This is a genomic window from Actinoplanes sp. NPDC051633 (assembly GCF_040681735.1).
Taxonomy (GTDB): Bacteria; Actinomycetota; Actinomycetes; order Mycobacteriales; family Micromonosporaceae; genus Actinoplanes.
Window position 1 is genome coordinate 1 of the sequence record NZ_JBFAZH010000336.1, and the last position, 6,958, is coordinate 6,958.

Below are 6,958 nucleotides of genomic sequence, written 5' to 3' on the forward strand. Positions count from 1 at the left end.
GAAAACTGTTTTTTACGGTCGTAATGGTAAGCCTGAAACAAGATATTTCGGTGTAAGAGATAGTGATAGATTTATTAGAATTTATATCCTTCCGCCTCGGCATGGCCAACGGGGAGTTCTAGCGGTTACCAGGAGCCGGCGGTCGGGCCGGCCGAGCCACCCCGGCGGCGCAGGTACTTCTCGAACTCGCTGGCGATCTCATCACCCGTCAGCGGCTTGATGCCCGCGTCACCGACGCGTTCCTCCAGCTCCCGGACATACTCACCGAGCTCCGCGTCCTGCTCCGCCGCCGAGCGCACCCGCTTCTCCCACTCGTCGGCGTCCTCCGCCATCTCCGCCATCGGCACCGGCAGGTCCAGCACGTCCTCCAGGCGGTGCAGCAGCGCCAGCGTCGCCTTGGGGCAGGGCGGGTTGTTCGCGTAGTGCGGCACGTGCACCCAGAACGACAGCGCGTCCAGCTCGGCCCGGTCGCTCGCCTCCTGCAGCACACCGACGATGCCGGTCGGGCCGTCGTACCTGGTCGGCACCACCTTGTACTTCTCGGCCACCTCTTCGCGCGACGCCGTGCCGCTGATCGGCAGCGGCCGCGTGTAGGGCACGTCGGCCAGCAGCGCGCCGAGCAGCACGATCCGGTTGACCTCCAGGCTGTGGCACAGCTCGAGGACCTGCTCGCAGAACGTGCGCCAGCGCATGCTCGGCTCGATGCCGCGGATCAGCACCACGTCACGGTCGGAGCCGGGCGGGCTGGCCACCATGAACCTGGTGGTCGGCCACTCGATCTTGCGGGTCTCGCCCTCGGCCATCGTGATCGTCGGCCGGCTGACCTGGAAGTCGTAGAACTCCTCCGGGTCGATGCTGGTGATCTCGCGGGCCTGCCAGACCTGCTCCAGGTGCTCCACGGCCGCGGTCGACGCGTCAGCGGCGTCGTTCCACCCCTCGAACGCGGCGATCGCCACGGGGGAGCGCAGGATGGGCAGGCCGTCGAACTCGGTCACGATGTCACCTTCCGGTATTCGTACCCCTGAGCCTACGTGCACCGCCCCACACACACCCGGTGGCCGCGCCGCGCTTGGAGAGCCCGATCACAGTGGTAGGCCAAGCGGGTTACGCGGTTCGGCGCTCGACGCTCGACCGACTAGCCTGGCAAGGTGCAAAAGTCACGAGACCTCCTCGCCGCCCTGACCGATCGCGTGCTCGTCGCCGACGGGGCCATGGGCACGATGCTGCAGGCGGCGGACCTGAGCGTGGACGAGGACTTCCAGGGCCTCGAGGGCTGCAACGAGATCCTCAACGTGACCAGGCCCGATGTCATCCGCGGGGTGCACGAGGCCTACCTGGCCGCGGGCGCCGACTGCGTGGAGACCAACACCTTCGGTGCGAACGCCAGCAACCTCGGCGACTACGACATCGAGGACCGGATCCGCGAGCTGAGTGAGGCGGGCGCGCGGATCGCGCGCGAGGCGGCCGATCGGTTCACGACCGAGGAGCAGCCGAGGTACGTGCTGGGCTCGATCGGTCCGGGTACGAAGCTGCCGACGCTGGGCCACATGGCGTACGCCGAGCTGCGTGACGCGTACCACGAGACGGCGGCCGGGCTGATCCTCGGCGGGGCCGACGCGCTGATCGTCGAGACCTGTCAGGACCTGCTGCAGACCAAGTCGGCCGTGGTCGGCGCGCACCGGGCGATGGCCGAGGTGGGCCAGAAGGTTCCGCTGATCTGCCACGTCACCGTCGAGACGACCGGCACGATGCTGCTGGGCAGCGAGATCGGCGCCGCGCTGACCGCCCTGGAGCCGCTGGGCATCGACCTGATCGGGCTCAACTGCGCGACCGGGCCGGCCGAGATGACCGAGCACCTGCGGTTCCTGTCGCAGAACGCGCGCGTACCCCTGTCGGTCATGCCCAACGCCGGCTTGCCGGTGCTCGCCGCCGGCGGCGCCTACTACCCCTTGACCCCCGCCGAGCTCGCGGAGGCTTTGCAGCGGTTCGTCCGGGAGTACGGTGTCTCGCTGGTCGGCGGCTGCTGCGGCACCACGCCCGAGCACATCTCGCAGGTCGTCGAGGCCGTCCGGGGGCTGACCGCCGCCCCGCGGGAGCCGGCGCACGCCCCCGGGGTGTCCTCGATCTACCACGAGACGCCGTTCCGGCAGGACGCCGGCGTGCTGATGATCGGCGAGCGGACGAACGCGAACGGGTCGAAGGCGTTCCGCGAGCCGATGCTGGCCGGTGACTGGCAGGCGTGCGTCGAGATCGCCCGGGGGCAGGCCCGCGACGGCTCCCACCTGCTCGACCTCTGCGTCGACTACGTGGGCCGCGACGGCACGCAGGACATGCGCGAGCTGGCCGGCCGGTTCGCCACCGCGTCGACGCTGCCGATCATGCTGGACTCCACCGAGCCGCAGGTGGTCGAGGCGGGCCTGGAGATGCTCGGCGGCCGCTGCATCGTGAACTCGGTGAACTACGAGGACGGCGACGGGCCGGGCTCGCGGTTCGCCCGGGTGATGCCGATCGTCAAGGAGCACGGCGCCGCGGTGGTCGCGCTGACCATCGACGAGGAGGGGCAGGCGCGCACGGCGGAGTGGAAGGTGCGGGTCGCCTCCCGGCTGATCGAGGCGCTGACCGGCGAGTGGGGCATGAACCTGTCGGACATCCTGGTCGACGCGCTGACCTTCCCCATCGCGACCGGTCAGGAGGAGACCCGGCGCGACGCCCTGGAGACCATCGAGGCGATCCGGCAGATCAGCGCCGCGTACCCCGGGGTGAACTTCACCCTGGGCGTCTCCAACGTCTCCTTCGGCCTCAACCCGGCCGCCCGCCAGGTGCTCAACTCGGTGTTCCTCCACGAGTGCGTGCAGGCCGGCATGACCAGCGCCATCGTGCACGCCAGCAAGATCCTGCCGATGTCGCGGATCCCGGACGAGCAGCGCCAGGTCGCGCTGGACATGGTGTACGACCGCAGGCGCGAGGGCTACGACCCGCTGCACAAGTTCATGGCCCTGTTCGAGGGCGTCGACGTGGCCTCGGCACGCGAGACCCGGGCGCAGGAGCTGGCCGGGCTGCCGCTGGACGAGCGACTGAAGCGCCGGATCATCGACGGCGAGCGCAACGGCCTCGAGGCCGACCTGGACTCGGCGCTGGAGACGCAGTCCGCGCTGGCGATCGTCAACGACGTGCTGCTCGACGGCATGAAGACGGTCGGTGAGCTGTTCGGATCGGGCCAGATGCAGCTGCCGTTCGTGCTGCAGTCGGCCGAGGTGATGAAGGCGGCGGTGGCCTACCTCGAGCCGCACATGGAGAAGAACGAGGACGAGGCCGGCAAGGGCCGCATCGTGCTCGCCACGGTCAAGGGCGACGTGCACGACATCGGCAAGAACCTGGTCGACATCATCTTGAGCAACAACGGCTACGAGGTCGTGAACATCGGCATCAAGCAGCCGATCACCTCGATCATCGAGGCGGCCGAGGAGCACAAGGCCGACGCGATCGGCATGTCCGGGCTGCTGGTGAAGAGCACGGTCGTGATGAAGGAGAACCTGCAGGAGATCGCGGCCCGCGGGCTGGCGTCGCGCTTCCCGGTGATGCTGGGCGGCGCCGCGCTGACGAGGTCCTATGTCGAGGATGATCTGCGCTCGGCCTACGCCGGCGAGGTGCACTATGCGCGGGACGCCTTCGAGGGTCTGTCCTTGATGGACCGCATGATGACCGCCAAGCGCGGCGGTGCCGCGGTGGTCGACCCGGCGCGCGAGGCGGCCCTGGCGGCCCGCCGGGAGCGGCGTGCGCGTCAGCAGGCCATGGTGACCGAGAACCTGCCGCCGCTCGACGACACGTCGGTGCGGTCGGACATCGCCCCTGATGTGCGCGTACCCAAGCCGCCGTTCTTCGGCACGCGGGTGATCAAGGGCATTCCGCTGGTCGACTACGCGTCGATGCTGGACGAGCGGGCGACGTTCCTGGGCCAGTGGGGGCTGCGCGGGGCGCGCGGCGGCAGCGGTCCGTCCTATGAGGAGCTGGTGGAGACCGAGGGCCGGCCGCGGTTGCGGTACTGGCTGGACCGCCTGACCGCCGACCACGTCCTGGAGGCGTCGGTGGTGTACGGCTACTTCCCGGCCTACTCCGAGGGCAACACGCTGGTGGTGCTGGACGAGAACGGCGCGGCGGAGCGGGCCAGGTTCCAGTTCCCGCGGCAGCGGCAGGAGCGGCGGCTGTGCCTGGCCGACTTCTTCCGCCCGCGGGCCGAGGGCGAGCTGGACGTGGTCGCCCTGCAGCTGGTGACGGTGGGCCAGCCGATCAGCGAGTACACGGCGAAGATGTTCGCCCGCGACGAGTACCGCGACTACCTGGAGGTGCACGGCCTGTCGGTGCAGCTCACGGAGGCGCTGGCCGAGTATTGGCACCGGCGGGTGCGCGCGGAGCTGGCGTTCGCCGACGGCACGACGGTGGGTTCGAACGACCCGGGCGACCTGACGGGCATCCTGAAGAACGACTACCAGGGCTGCCGGTACGCGTTCGGCTACCCGGCCTGCCCCGACCTGGAGGACCGGGCGAAGGTGGTGGACCTGCTGGACGCGGGCCGCATCGGGGTGACGTTGTCGGAGGAGTTCCAGCTGGAGCCGGAGCAGTCGACGGACGCAATCATCACCCACCACCCGGACGCGAACTACTTCAACGCCAAGTAGGCGGTGCACCGCCTCTGACCTGCGGCGGAAGCCCCGGAAACCCGTCGAACAGCATGATCAGGCCGTGTCCAGGCCGTCAGGGGTTTCCGGGTCGTCCGCGAAGGCGCGGTCGATGGCCCGCCGGGTGCGGTCTTCGCTGGCCGGCAGCAGGTGCGTGTAGACCCGCAGGGTGAATCCAGGGTCGGCGTGGCCGAGATAGGCCGAGGGCTTTAACGCTCTCTCCGGCGTGCAGCAGGACCGAGGCGTAGGTGTGTCGCAGGACGTGCATGCCGTTACGTCGGCTGTCCTCGATACCCGTCGCCCGGATTGCTCGCTTCCACACCTTGGCGTTGAAGGCAGGCCGGCTAAGTGCCTGCCTCTCCGGCGTTGTGAGGTAGAGCAGGACGGTGCGTGGTTCTCCGGTCAGCTTTTCCCACTCGTGGCGGATGATGACGGCGACGAGATGCATCGGCCAGGATGGATCAACGAGGGGGGCGCCGATGACCGGGCAGGGGCATGGAGGTTGCTGCGCTCCCGGAAGGGTGTCCACCGTTGTATCGCGGCCCGGCGCGCCGGAACCGGCACGGGTTCGGTCGGACACAGCCGAGCTGGTCGCGCTCGACGGGGGATGGTTCCGGATGGGAAGCGATGACGCCTATGCCTACGAAGCGGACGGCGAAGGACCGGTCCGGTCCGTCCTGGTCAACCCGTTCCGCATCGCGGCCCATTCCGTGTCCAACCGCCAGTTCGCCGAATTCGTCAACGCAACCGGTTATGTCACCGCGGCCGAGCGTTACGGGGTGTCGTTCGTCTTTGCGGGGCTTCTCCCGGACCATTTCCCGCCGACCCGGGGAGTGGCCGCGGCGCCATGGTGGCGGGAAGTGTCCGGTGCCTGCTGGCGGCGCCCTGAGGGTGAGGGCTCGACGCTCGACGCTAGGGCAGATCATCCGGTGGTCCACGTTTGCTGGGACGACGCGGTCGCCTATTGCCAATGGTCGGGCCTGCGCCTGCCCAGCGAGGCGGAATGGGAATACGCCGCCCGCGGCGGTGTGGAAGGCATGCGCTTTCCGTGGGGCAACATGTTGCGGCCCGGCGGGGCTCATCGCATGAACGTGTGGCAGGGCAGGTTCCCGGCCCGCAACACCTTGGCCGACGGATACCTCGGCACGGCCCCGGTGGACGCGTTTCCACCCAATGCTTTCGGCTGCACAATATGACCGGGAACGTCTGGGAGTGGACAGCTGACTGGTTCAGTCCTAGCTGGCATCTCAACGGAACGCGCGAGAACCCGACGGGACCGGCCTCGGGCGATCGCCGAGCCCTGCGCGGTGGGTCGTACCTCTGTCATTCCTCATACTGTTATCGCTACCGAGTCTCGGCCCGGATGGCCAACACTCCGGACAGCTGCACAGGCAACGTCGGCTTCCGGTGTGCCGGCGACGCATAGGGCCGTGCGATCAGCGGGCCGCCGTACGGATCGTATGTGTGTCTCGGAGGTGGGTGGAATTGGGCGCGGCTACCCGGCCGGGCAGTCGGTTGTCCCGCGCCGGCCGTGGGGATCGCAAATGGCCGTGCCCATGTCCGCCCGAGCATGCCGACGACCGACGACCCGAACAGCGACTGTCACCCACGCACGTCACCGGAGGTTTGTTTCCTGTTCCGGTTCTCACCGGGCGAGGACGCCCCTGATGTGGCCGGACGGTCAAGCGATTCATCTCGGTGGGATGAGGAGACACCGCTTCGTCACGTGTTCGGTGGGCTCGGGGCCCGTCGCGGCCGCGGAGGAGGACGGTCCGATGGGGCTCAGCGAGTACAAGCCAGGGAGCGCGTTTTCGGGAACGATCGGGAGGACGACCGACGAGTCCAGCCCGGCATGGCGGCAGATGGTGCGGGCGGCCCCCGGTGCGCCGAACGTGGTGATGATCGTGTTGGACGACACCGGCTTCGGTCACCTTGGCTGCTACGGCAGCCCGATCGCGACGCCGAACCTCGACGCCCTCGCCGCGGGTGGCCTGCTGTACAACAACATGCACACGACCGCGTTGTGCTCGCCGTCCCGCTCGTGCGTCGTTACGGGCCGTAACCATCACGCGAACGGGATGGCCGCTATCACTGAGCTGTCGACCGGCTACCCCGGCTACGACGGGCTGATCCCGTTCGAGAACGGGATGTTGTCGGAGATGCTGGGCCAGCACGGCTACAACACGTACATGGTCGGCAAGTGGCATTTGATGCCGTCCGAGCAGGAGTCCGCCGCCGGTCCGTATGACCGTTGGCCGTTGGGCCGCGGCTTCGACCGGTTC

Annotated in this window: 3 protein-coding genes and 1 pseudogene; 3 read left to right on the top strand and 1 reads right to left on the bottom strand. The window is 68.7% G+C overall.

Annotation, left to right across the window (positions count from 1 at the left end):
* Nucleotides 1-125: 125 nt before the first annotated feature.
* Complete coding sequence (locus AB0M20_RS19675; protein ID WP_364300022.1) at nt 126-995, bottom strand: PAC2 family protein; 870 nt, start codon at nt 993-995, stop codon at nt 126-128.
* Between the two features lie 153 nt (nt 996-1,148).
* Between AB0M20_RS19675 and metH the strand changes: the two genes are divergently transcribed.
* The 3 genes and pseudogenes from metH to AB0M20_RS19690 all read left to right on the top strand — a co-directional run.
* Complete coding sequence (gene metH / locus AB0M20_RS19680; protein WP_364300024.1) at nt 1,149-4,676, top strand: methionine synthase; 3,528 nt, start codon at nt 1,149-1,151, stop codon at nt 4,674-4,676.
* 617 nt (nt 4,677-5,293) lie between these two features.
* Nucleotides 5,294-6,102: pseudogene (locus tag AB0M20_RS19685) on the top strand (formylglycine-generating enzyme family protein).
* A 241-nt stretch (nt 6,103-6,343) separates the two neighbouring features.
* Nucleotides 6,344-6,958 (top strand): sulfatase-like hydrolase/transferase (locus AB0M20_RS19690; RefSeq protein ID WP_364300026.1); only part of this gene is annotated, 615 nt, incomplete at its 3' end.